At 58.4% G+C, this 855-nt stretch carries 2 protein-coding genes; both read left to right on the plus strand.

Annotation, left to right across the window (positions count from 1 at the left end; translation table 11 throughout):
• Window positions 1-442, plus strand: a 442-nt coding sequence (locus A3730_RS29185; RefSeq protein ID WP_197477761.1) for a penicillin-binding protein activator, incomplete at its 5' end; no start/stop codon positions are given.
• Complete coding sequence (locus tag A3730_RS30080; RefSeq protein ID WP_082872471.1) at window positions 423-800, plus strand: YraN family protein; 378 nt, start codon at window positions 423-425, stop codon at window positions 798-800. The genes A3730_RS29185 and A3730_RS30080, both read left to right, overlap by 20 nt.
• The last annotated feature ends 55 nt before the right edge of the window (window positions 801-855 follow it).

Here is an 855-nt window from a genome sequence, read left to right on the forward strand (position 1 = left end):
CCAGGTGAAACCCGCACTGAACTTCCACTACGCCAAAGACCTGCCGGTCTACTCCACCGCCCTGATCTACAGCGGTGAAGACAACCCACGTCGTGACCAGGATCTTAACGGCATCCGCTTTGTCGACATGCCCTGGATTCTCACTGACGACAATCAGGCCCTGCATGACGCCGCCAACCAGCAATGGCCAGACGGCCATGGCCGCTACGAACGCCTGTTTGCCATGGGCATCGATGCCTACCGGCTGCAAGGGCGGCTGTATCTGCTGAACGCCCTGCCCTCCAGCGAGCTCCCCGGTGTCACCGGCCGCCTGCACATGGAAAACCAGCGCATTGTTCGCGAACTGAACTGGGCGGTTTTTGTGGGCGGCAAGGCAAAAACGCTGCCACAAGTGACCGAGACAGGCCAAAACAGCCTTCCCCGTGCCGCTACTACGCAGTAAGAAAGACACCGGCCGGGACGCGGAAAAGCTTGCCGCGAAGTGGCTGGTCGACCAGGGACTGACCGTTGTGGAGCGCAACTTCCATTGCCGTCAGGGAGAAATTGATCTGATCCTGCTGGATCAGGACACTCTGGTCTTCACCGAAGTGCGCTGGCGCAAACACCAGAGCCATGGTGGCGCGCTTGCCTCGGTGGATCAGAATAAACAACGGCGACTGATCAGCGCGGCCCAGCACTTTCTGGCCCGCCACCCGGAACATCATCACCGGCCCTGCCGATTCGATGTGCTGGGCATGGAACCGGACAACCAGCAGACTGTCCTTTACCAATGGATACAAAACGCCTTTTATAGCGAATAAGCTACACAGCAGAATGTGAAAGATTGAGCGACCCTGAACTCAGCGAACAGGACAT

The organism is Alcanivorax sp. HI0044, from assembly GCF_001634945.1.